The sequence below is a fragment of the Pantoea stewartii subsp. stewartii genome, assembly GCF_008801695.1.
GTDB lineage: Bacteria > Pseudomonadota > Gammaproteobacteria > Enterobacterales > Enterobacteriaceae > Pantoea > Pantoea stewartii.
This window is the reverse complement of sequence record NZ_VZPF01000117.1, coordinates 1-9,817: the sequence shown is the minus strand read 5'-3', so window position 1 is coordinate 9,817 and position 9,817 is coordinate 1. Positions and strand designations below refer to the sequence as shown.

Annotated in this window: 8 protein-coding genes and 4 pseudogenes; 3 read left to right on the top strand and 9 right to left on the bottom strand. The window is 53.6% G+C overall.

Annotation, left to right across the window (positions count from 1 at the left end; translation table 11 throughout):
* The 3 genes and pseudogenes from F7Q90_RS23365 to F7Q90_RS23355 all read left to right on the top strand — a co-directional run.
* Positions 1 to 149, top strand: a pseudogene (locus F7Q90_RS23365) (IS630 family transposase); the annotation flags it as partial.
* 37 nt (positions 150 to 186) lie between these two features.
* A complete protein-coding gene (locus tag F7Q90_RS23360) occupies positions 187 to 666 on the top strand; it encodes an antA/AntB antirepressor family protein (protein ID WP_052310151.1) in 480 nt (159 codons plus the stop codon).
* A 62-nt stretch (positions 667 to 728) separates the two neighbouring features.
* Complete coding sequence (locus F7Q90_RS23355; RefSeq protein WP_006121223.1) at positions 729 to 1,277, top strand: hypothetical protein; 549 nt, start codon at positions 729 to 731, stop codon at positions 1,275 to 1,277.
* 159 nt (positions 1,278 to 1,436) lie between these two features.
* Here F7Q90_RS23355 and F7Q90_RS23345 read toward each other — a convergent pair.
* The 9 genes and pseudogenes from F7Q90_RS23345 to F7Q90_RS23305 form a co-directional block, all read right to left on the bottom strand.
* Positions 1,437 to 1,862, bottom strand: a pseudogene (locus F7Q90_RS23345) (LysE family translocator); the annotation flags it as partial.
* 278 nt (positions 1,863 to 2,140) lie between these two features.
* Positions 2,141 to 2,329: a YjfB family protein gene (locus F7Q90_RS23340; protein WP_006121221.1), complete on the bottom strand. Its 189-nt coding sequence runs from the start codon at positions 2,327 to 2,329 to the stop codon at positions 2,141 to 2,143.
* Positions 2,330 to 2,466: 137 nt separating this feature from the next.
* Positions 2,467 to 2,934, bottom strand: a pseudogene (locus F7Q90_RS23335) (OsmC family protein).
* Between the two features lie 81 nt (positions 2,935 to 3,015).
* The gene (locus F7Q90_RS23330) at positions 3,016 to 3,453 is read right to left on the bottom strand and encodes a GNAT family N-acetyltransferase (protein WP_006121218.1); all 438 of its coding nucleotides are present in this window, start codon (positions 3,451 to 3,453) and stop codon (positions 3,016 to 3,018) included.
* A 1,258-nt stretch (positions 3,454 to 4,711) separates the two neighbouring features.
* On the bottom strand, positions 4,712 to 5,887 hold the full coding sequence (gene xylR, locus F7Q90_RS23325; RefSeq protein ID WP_006121217.1) for a D-xylose utilization transcriptional activator XylR: 1,176 nt from the start codon (positions 5,885 to 5,887) through the stop codon (positions 4,712 to 4,714).
* Between the two features lie 93 nt (positions 5,888 to 5,980).
* Complete coding sequence (gene xylH, locus F7Q90_RS23320) at positions 5,981 to 7,147, bottom strand: xylose ABC transporter permease XylH (RefSeq protein ID WP_006121216.1); 1,167 nt, start codon at positions 7,145 to 7,147, stop codon at positions 5,981 to 5,983.
* On the bottom strand, positions 7,140 to 8,660 hold the full coding sequence (locus F7Q90_RS23315) for a xylose ABC transporter ATP-binding protein (protein WP_006121215.1): 1,521 nt from the start codon (positions 8,658 to 8,660) through the stop codon (positions 7,140 to 7,142). Before F7Q90_RS23315 ends, xylH begins: the two co-directional genes overlap by 8 nt.
* Before the next feature lie 26 nt (positions 8,661 to 8,686).
* Positions 8,687 to 9,688, bottom strand: a complete 1,002-nt coding sequence (gene xylF / locus F7Q90_RS23310; RefSeq protein WP_044242780.1) for a D-xylose ABC transporter substrate-binding protein — start codon at positions 9,686 to 9,688, stop codon at positions 8,687 to 8,689.
* Positions 9,669 to 9,817 (bottom strand): annotated as a pseudogene (locus F7Q90_RS23305) (IS630 family transposase); the annotation flags it as partial. The pseudogene F7Q90_RS23305 and the gene xylF, both read right to left, overlap by 20 nt.

The window sequence follows — 9,817 nt, the reverse complement described above, 5'->3', positions numbered from 1 at the left end:
ATGTCGAACGGTTGTGGCAGGCGCTTCATGAGACAATAACCCGAAATCACCAGTGCAGTTCAATGTGGCAACTGTTGAAAAAGGTCCATCACTTTATGAATACCGTCAGCCCATTCCCCGGGGGAAAACATGGGCTGGCTAAAGTGTAGCGGTATTAGGATCAGTTATTTAGTTCGGAGATCCAATATGAAAATTGCAAACAGCCCCTTAACCGGGGCGGGGCGTTCTCACGCCCAAAACAGCCATAGCCATATTTCATCGGGCGAGTTCGCCGACTTAATTCCGGTAATTCCCGGCCAGATTGGCCGCCATCAAACCAGCGTTGTGAGCGCCGCTGCACTACATGCAGCATTGGGGGTTAATAGCCGCCTGACTGACTGGATAAAACGCCGCATCGCCGAATATGGTTTTATTGACGGGGATGATTATCAGATGGTGGAAATTTTGAGCACCTCAAGTTTGAGTAGCGCAAAATCTCGCCAGCAAGTGGCACATGATTACCTTCTGACGCTGGATACGGCCAAAGAACTGGCGATGGTGGAGCGCAACGAACGAGGCCGCGCGGTTCGGCGCTACGCTGGAAAGCAGCCTCACGCGCCAGCAGCCCCGCCAGTTTTCGGACGAAGAACTGATAACCCTCAGCAACTTTCTGACCTCTGCACCTGAGCTTATCCGGGGCATGGATACGCTGCTGGACGGGTACAACGACAACCGCGAGGGGGCCGACCATGCGTGATTTAGCCGTGATTGACGCCATCCGCAGCGTGGCCGCCGTGGCCGTGCAGCACGCCGATATTCTGGTGCCGGAATGGCTGCCGGAGGGTAAACGACAGGCCGCTGAGTGGGTGAGCCGCAATCCCACCCGCGCAGACCGCCACGCCGGGAGCTTTTCCGTCTCGCTGGTGGACGGCTGCTGGCATGACTTCGCCACCGGGGACGGCGGCGGCGACCTTGTGGCGCTGGGCGCGTACCTGTGGAACGTGCGCCAGACCGACGCGGCCCGCATCGTGGCCGACAGGCTGGGCCTGAACCTGCCCGCGCTGGGTAAGCCGGACGTGATGACCGCTGAACAGCGCCGGACGCAGCAGGCGAGGATTGAAGCCGCCGAACAGGAGGCCGGGCGGCTTCGCCGGGCAGAGGCGCAGCAGCGCCAGCGAAAACAGAACCTGACCGCCTGCCGGGCCTTTGACCTGCTGTGCGCGGCGGGCGAACCTGACCCGCATCATCCCTACCTTGCCGCCAAACGGCTACAGCCCCACCGCGGCTTTGTTGAATAAATGGATTTTATGCTGTGGTACTATGAAAACGGTTGTTTCAGATAACATAAAATCAATGCGTTACATGCTTGCGTATGACGGTGTTCTGTCTGGCATCAGCGTTTTCTACCAAAACAGTGCAGACAAAACAGAATGATTACCTATTATTCAACAAAGCCCCCCGAAACGGGAAATGAGCGCGCCACCCACCGTCGCAAACCACAGAATGGCGGTGGGTGAGGACAGGGCCAGTACAATTCCGCGACGGAACTCACGGAACAGCGACAGCCTGACAGTCACCTGTGATGTGTCGATATCGTTAACTGTACTGAAGGCAGCCATCAGCATTTTAACGGTGAACCCTGTCAGCAGAAGCCCTCCACCCGCCCAGATTATCCATCGCACTATCTCGAATTGCAGTAACACCGCCATGCCCGCCAGCGCCAGCACGGCATAAAAAAGATCGCCTATACAGGTGCCGATGCCCAGCGAAAATCCCTGAAAATACCCCCGCTGCATTGCCAGCGTAATCATAGCGATGTTGGCAATGCCGATATCCAGACACAGTGACAGACTTAAGAAAAACCCCGTTGAAAAGGACATCATCGCACTGCACTCCTGCACGAAAGAACCTCGCGCTGTGCCACCTGATATGTGCCTGTAAATTCTGTAAAAAGAGCCCATTCTGGAGAGCGAAGCGTAAACTGAAGCGGCGTCATTGAGTTCCCTGCCTGAACGTGAGTGATACCTTATTTCATTCTTTTACTCAGCTCAGGTATTGGAAAAAATTGCAGCGAAGGGATGAAGGGAGAGTCAGCCGACGGGGAAAGGGAATAAAGCGGGCGGTACGACATGATCCGCCCGGGGAACCTGGAGCAGAATAATCAGGCGGTGGTGTTAATGTTCCGCCCTACAGCCGGGTTCGCGGGAAGGGCAGTAACGCCTTCCACCAGTGTAGTGATGGTATCTGCCTGTTGGTTCAGGGTTTTCTTTAACAGCGTCGCATTGGCTTCACCACGTGCCTGCCATTGATCTAACCCTGCAGACAGCGTTGTGAGTTGCTGAATATCCATGCAGTTGCTCCTTATGTTGACTGAGCCCCAAACGGGGGTCACATAATACTGGCGACGGATTTCGCCAGTGGCGCATAAAGTATCGGCACATATACGCAAAACTTAAGCATGATTAACAGTACCGTGAAGCACACTGCTTATCGTGAGACAAACCGCGGCACAAAACTCACCGGAAAATTCAGCGAATTGGCGATAAAACACGCATCGTGAGCATGGTGGTGCAGCGCTTCTGCGCGCGCAGCGTCCGCCGGATCGCGCAATGTGACCAACGGCTTCAACGTGATTTGCGTGAAATGCCCCCGCTCACCCTCGACCATTGTGCCCTCCGCCGCATCCTCATAAGCCTCGACGATGATACCGGCATCAGCGCACAGATGTAGATACCATAATTTATGGCAGGCGGACGCCGAGGCCAGCAACAGTTCTTCGGGATTCCAGCGCGTGGCATCGCCCCGAAAGGCCGGATCGGCACTCAGTGCGATGGTCGCTTTCCCCTAAGCGGCAAGCTCACCATTGCGGTCGCACGCGGCGTAGGAATCTGTACCGCTGCCACGGTTACCGGTCCAGCGAATGTGAATATGGTAATGATGTTCCCGATTAGCCATCTTGCATCCTTTAAAGGCTGAAGGTGATTCTGGAGGCAGTATCCATCGTGATTTCAGGCCTGTAGCCCAGCGGATTGATGCTCAGAGCCTGATGTTATAACGGACAATATCATCCACCTGTGCCAGCTTATCGTACAATCTGCGGGCAGGATTGTTTTCATTTGTCACCCAATATACTTTCGCCCAACCCAGTTCACGGGCTTCATCGCAGACTGCCACGATTAGGGCTTTTCCCGCACCTACGCCGCGCTTGTTTTCCTTAACAAAGAGATCTTCCAGATAGCATACGGGCCGAGTGACCCAGGTCCCCTCGTGTATCACGCATATCGCGAAACCGATCACGCTGCCGTTGTGTTCGGCGAGTCGACACATGAGCGCGGAGTCAGGTGAAAGGATTCTCTGCCAGGTAGATAGCGTGACGCTCTCATCCAGGTGATGACCATAAAACAGCAGGTAATCTTTCCAGAGCCCCAGCCAGGCTGCGTAATCATCCGGCAGGGCATTACGAACGTTAAGCATTGACGTTCCTTTTAGTCGATGGGCCAGATAACTTGCCGCTGTAATGCCATGACAACGCTACACATCGCGGATACGAAAACGCGACTGACGGCTTGTTGGAGCCTGCTCAATCAGTAAAGCAGCAGTCTCCCTCAGAAGCTATCTTAATGCGATGGAGTCTGTAAAATCGTGGCTGATGACCATAATAACGATGACAGCGCAGGCGCAGTCAACCAGGGTATTACGAATGGCTCTGGGATTTTGCGATCCCTACTTAAGCGAGGCGGCGGCCCAGTCGCCACGAAGAAAAACACAGGCAAAGCGCAAGCTCAGCATAAATACCTTTAATGCCGATGATGAATTATCTGCGGTAATTATATTTATAATATCACTTAGATTAATTTAAATATTACAGTAAATAAGTTATACACTTTCATGCTCTTTAAGGCTTTGTTGAATAATAGGTAATCATTCTGTTTTGTCTGCACTGTTTTGGTAGAAAACGCTGATGCCAGACAGAACACCGTCATACGCAAGCATGTAACGCATTGATTTTATGTTATCTGAAACAACCGTTTTCATAGTACCACAGCATAAAATCCATTTATTCAACAAAGCCGCTCTTTAACTTAATCATCCCGTTAACGTCATCGGCAGCGCCATAGCCAATTGTCTTTTAACGGCAATAACCTTCTAAGTGAAAATCTTCAGCGTGATTTTATTCACGCTCATTTGGTCTGTTTTATGTCAGGCCAGCGTTTTAATACGCGGCATTATTAATTTCGGTACAGCCGTTTATCATTGATGCCTTTTGAATTTTTTAAGCAGTGTATCGGGTAATGAAAGTAACCCTTTTGCAAGATTAACAATGGTCACGCTGCATACAAAACCGCCAGTTTCTCTTCCAAAGTCAATGATCTCAGGAATGTAATGGCTTAACACTGAACTACATAGTTCCTCAATAAAAGTGTGCCCATGGATCATGGTGATTGTTAAACAGAGTGACAGCGATCTCTGCCACACTGTTTAACAGAACATAACCTCAGAAAATTTTGAATAATTCATTATATAAATCAAAAAATTAACTCTTTTATATCTACTTTAATATGCCTTACGGTGTTACTCAGTTGAATATATTCATTCTGACATTCTCGTCTTGTCTTTCAGAGAAAATATAAGTGGAAAGCCAGCCCAGGACATTCGGACCGGCTTCCTTATAGATGATGGCGACAGGTCATCGGTTCATTCATGTACTCACAGAAATGCCTACTTCGCCTTCTTACGCCACTTCTCCATTTTCCTGCCTGTACTCTTTCGGTGTCGTCGCATAGCTCTTCTTGAACACCGAATAGAAATACTGCAATGAGGGATAACCACACATCTGCGAGATCTCATTGATACTGAGTGACGAGCCCGCCAGCAGTTCCTTTGCCTTTTCCAGCTTTTCTCGATGGATCATGGCGTGAATCGTATCGCCGGTTTCGTCACGGAAACGCTTCTCCAGGTTAGAACGCGACAGGCCAATGGCATCCAGTACCTGCTCCACCTTAATGCCCTTACAGGCGTTAAAACGGATAAAATGCATCGCCTGAATCACTGCAGGATCGTGCAGCGAGCGGAAATCGGTTGAGCGGCGGGCAATCACTTTCACTGGCGGTACCAGAATGCGCTGGAGCGGCAGAACCTGCTTATCCAGCAGGCGGTGTAACAGCTTAGCGGCCTGATAACCCATCTGTCGTGAACCCTGAACTACCGAGGAAAGCGCGACGCGAGAGAGAAAACGGGTCAGTTCTTCGTTGTCGATGCCAATTACGCACAGCTTCTCAGGCACCGGAATCTTCAGGTGATCGCAGGCCTGCAGCAGATGACGCGCACGTGCATCAGTGACAGCAATAATGCCGGTATGCGGGGGAAGGGTTTGCAGCCAGTCGGCCAGGCGGTTTTGCGCGTGCTGCCAGTTCTCAGAGGCGGTTTCCATGCCCTGATAAACCACGCCCATATAGCGCTCACGCATGACGCGTTGGCGAAACGCCAGTTCGCGCTCCTGTGCCCAGCGTTTACCACTGGAAGCCGGCAAACCGTAAAATGCAAAACGGTTGATACCGCGCGCTTTCAGGTGCAGGAAGGCACTTTCCACCAGCGCGCTGTTATCGGTGGCAATGTAGTGTACCGGCGGGTAATCCTCTTCACGATGATAGGAGCCACCCACACCGACGACCGGCACCGCCACGTCTGCCAGCGAACGCTGAATGGCGCTGTCGTCATAATCCGCAATCACGCCGTCGCCCAGCCACTCATGGATATTGTCAATGCGGCAGCGGAAATCCTCCTCAATGAAAATATCCCAGTTTGTCTGTGAAGCCTGTAAATACTCGCCAACGCCTTCAACCACCTGACGATCGTAAACCTTGTTGGCGTTAAACAGCAGGGTAATGCGGTATCGTTTCTCATGCATAGTGGCAGCGTCCCGTTAACTCCCAGCGAATTGCATAGCACAGCTGGATGCATCACAGAAATGGTTTGCGCCACAGTGTGATCGTTCACACGATTACATACGGCGGCGCGTTGCGGTGTCCATCCAGACCGCCAGCAGCAAAATCGCCCCTTTAACGATATACTGCCAGAAGGTCGGCACATCCATCATGCTCATGCCGTTATCCAGCGAGGCCATGATAAACGCGCCCATCACCGCCCCGGCGACGGATCCGACCCCGCCAGCCAGGCTGGTGCCGCCGATAACACAGGCTGCAATCGCATCCAGTTCGGCGATGTTCCCGGCAGAAGGCGATCCCGCGCCCAGACGTGAGCTGAGGATCAGCCCCGCGATCGCCACCATAAGGCCATTGATGGCAAACACCGCCAGCTTGGTGCGCGCCACATTGATACCGGAAAGCCGGGCGGCATCAATATTGCCGCCGATGGCGTAAATGCGGCGGCCAAAAGCCGTGCGGGTGGCCATAAACATTCCCGCCAGCAGCAGTACCGGAGTAGGTACGCCACGGTAATCATTCAGCAGCCAGATCGCCCCCAGCACCAGCACGGCGGTGATCGCCTGGCGTGCCACGGTGCTTGTCGCCGCCGGTTGAGCCAGCCCCAACTGCTGACGACGCAGCCGTAAGCGCCACTGCCACAGAATAAACAGTGCCAGGCCGATAAAGCCAAAACCAAAACCGAAGCCGCCTGGCAAATAGCTTTGCCCAATCTGGGACATCGCCGGACTGGTCGGGGCAACGGTAGTTCCGTCGGTGATACCGACCAGGATGCCGCGAAACGCCAGCATACCGGCCAGCGTTACGATAAACGAAGGCACCTTGCGGTAGGCCACCCACCAGCCATTCCAGGTGCCCAGCAGCAGGCCAAGCACCAGCGTGACCACAATGGTCAGTGGCAGCGGCCAGCCCAGCCAGACGTCAAAGATCGCCGCCGCGCCGCCCAGCAGCCCCATCATAGAGCCAACTGAGAGGTCGATCTCAGCGGAGATAATAACAAACACCATGCCCACCGCCAGGATGCCGGTTATCGCTGTCTGGCGCAGCAGGTTAGAGACGTTGCGCGGGCTGAGCCAGGCACCGTCAGTAGTCCAGGTAAAAAACAGGGCAATCAACACAATCGCCCCCAGCATGACCAGCACCTGCAAATTACGCAGGCCGAGCTTGCTGGAGACGGGCTTGTTGGCCGGCGTCGATACGGCGGGCTTGGTTTCGCTGTTAAGCATAATGTTCACTCCGCAGAGCGGCTTCCATCACCTGCTCCTGAGTCAGATTGTCGTTAATCAGATCGGCTTTGATTTGCCCTTCATGCATCACCAGAATGCGGTCGCTGAGGCCCAGCACTTCGGGCAACTCAGACGAGATCACAATGACGGAAATGCCCTGCTGTACCAGCGCATTGATTAGCACATAAATTTCCTGCCGCGCACCCACATCAATACCGCGCGTGGGCTCATCCAGAATCAGAATTTTTGGATTGAGCAGCAGGCATTTCGCCAGAATCGCTTTTTGCTGGTTGCCGCCGCTGAGGCGGCCAATCGGCAGTTCAGGTGACGAGGTTTTGACCCGCAGGCGGGCGATAGCGGCATTAATGGCGTGCAGCTCGCTGGCTTCGTCAATCGTGGACAGGCGCTGGCTGAACTGATCCAGCGCCGCCAGAGTGATGTTTTTGCCCACGCCCATCAGCGGCACAATGCCGTCTTTTTTACGATCCTCCGGCACCATGGCAATGCCGTGCGCGATCGCCTCCTGACAGTCGCGGATAGTCACTTTGTTGCCGTTAATCCGGATCTCACCCTGCCAGCGACCAGGCCAGACGCCAAACAGACACTGAACGGTTTCCGTTCGGCCAGCACCGACTAATCCAGCGATACCAAGGATCTCTCCCTTACGCAGGGTAAAGGACAGGTTATTCACGCGCTTGATGTGGCGGTTGACCGGGTGCCAGGCCGTCAGGTTGCTGACCTGCAGCACCGTGTCGCCAATCTCGTGAGGTGAATGTGGATAGAGCGCCGTGAGTTCACGTCCGACCATCATGGTGATGATATCGTCCTCACTCAGGCCCGCCGCCGGACGAGTGGCAATATGCTGACCATCGCGAATCACGCAGATGGTGTCCGAAATCGCCCGCACCTCATTCAGTTTGTGCGAGATATAAATACAGGCGATACCGTGCTCGCGCAGGTTGTGGATGATACTGAGCAGTACCGTGGTTTCCTGCTCGGTCAGCGAGGACGTCGGCTCATCAAGGATAAGCAGCCGCACCTGTTTGTTGAGCGCCCGCGCAATCTCCACCAGCTGCTGCTGCCCCAGGCCCAGCTCACCCACGCGCGTGTCGGGCGAGACGTTAAGTTTGACCCGTTCCAGCAACTGCTGGCAGCGCAGCGTCATGGTTTCATCGTCCACCATGCCAAAGCGCCCCAGCTCTGCGCCCAGGAAGATGTTCTCCATCACGGTCAGTTGCCGTACCAGCGCCAGCTCCTGATGGATAATGACAATCCCTTTGCGTTCGGTATCGCGAATAGTCTGTGCCTGGATCGGGTCCCCGGAAAACTGAATCTGCCCCTCAAACTCCCCGTGCGGATACAGTCCGCACAGGATTTTCATCAGGGTCGATTTGCCAGAGCCGTTTTCACCACACAACGACAGCACTTCACCGGCATCCAGTTGCAGGCTGACGTTGTCCAGCGCCTTCACCGCGCCGAAACGCTTGGTGATATTTTTCATTTCCAGCAACATCGGTCTTCTCCTTCGCAGGATGGCGATCAGAGTTCACTCTTCTTGTGGAAACCGTCTTTCACCACGGTACTGTCGATATTGTCTTTGTTGACCTCGATGGGCGTCAGCAGGCGCGACGGCACGTCTTTCAGGCCGTTGTTGAGTTTGGCATTGCTGGCAGGCGTCTGACCGTTGCCAAGCTCGACGGCGACATTAGCTGCTTCAGTCGCCAGTTCTTTGATCGGTTTGTACACCGTCATGGTTTGCGTGCCATTCATGATGCGTTTGATGGCGGCCAGATCGGCATCCTGCCCGGAGATGGCGACCTTACCGGCCAGCCCCTGCGCGCTGAGCGCCTGGATCGCTCCCCCCGCGGTAGCATCGTTTGAGGCTACAACGGCATCGATGTGGTTTTTATTGGCGGTCAGGGCGTTTTCCATGATTTTCAGTGCATTTTCCGGCAGCCAGGCATCAACCCACTGATCACCGACAACTTTTATGCTGCCATTATCAATAGAGGGTTTTAACACCTTCATCTGCCCTTCGCGGAACAGGCGGGCGTTATTATCGACAGGCGATCCGCCCATCAGGAAGTAATTGCCTTTGGGCACTTTTTTCACCAGGCTTTCGGCCTGCATTTCGCCGACTTTTTCATTATCAAACGAAATATAGAAATCGATATCGGCATTATTAATCATGCGATCATAGGCCAGAACTTTAATGCCTTCGCGTTTCGCTTCTGCCACGACGTTACTTAATATCTGACCATTGTAGGGAATAATAACCAGCACATCCACGCCGCGGTTGATCATATTTTCGATTTGCGACATTTGCGTTTCTTCGTTGCCATTGGCAGACTGCACGAAGACTTTCGCGCCCTTTGCTTCCGCCTGTTTAACGAAGATATCGCGGTCTTTTTGCCAGCGTTCCAGACGTAAATCGTCAATGGCCATGCCGATTTTGACTTCTTTTGCCAGACTGGCCTGACTGAACAGCGTAAGCGCCGCTAAATAACTGATCCTAATACCGCTACACTTTAGCCAGCCCATGTTTTCCCCCGGGGAATGGGCTGACGGTATTCATAAAGTGATGGACCTTTTTCAACAGTTGCCACATTGAACTGCACTGGTGATTTCGGGTTATTGTCTCATGAAGCGCCTGCCACAACCGTTCGACAT